Raw genomic sequence first — 236 nt, forward strand, 5'->3', positions numbered from 1 at the left:
CTTCTGAACTATTTGAGCTTAATAATAAGGTTCTTAAACTGCTTGACATTGGTTTCATTAAAACATTAGTGCCACTGATAGAAACATTTGTGTTATCTATATACTCATCAAAAAATTTCTTCTTATTTACATCATAACTAGGTAAATCTTTTAATATCTTCTCATCTGTTATTTCTCCTAATTTCTTAAACTCTTCATTTATATTATCTACAAACTTTATACTTACTATCTTGTCC

At 26.3% G+C, this 236-nt stretch carries 1 protein-coding gene; it reads right to left on the reverse strand.

The window, feature by feature from the left end; genetic code table 11:
* Positions 1 to 236, reverse strand: a 236-nt coding sequence (locus BUE91_RS06210) for a hypothetical protein (RefSeq protein WP_143605912.1), incomplete at both ends; no start/stop codon positions are given.

It is taken from the genome of Streptobacillus notomytis (assembly GCF_001902585.1).
Lineage (GTDB): Bacteria > Fusobacteriota > Fusobacteriia > Fusobacteriales > Leptotrichiaceae > Streptobacillus > Streptobacillus notomytis.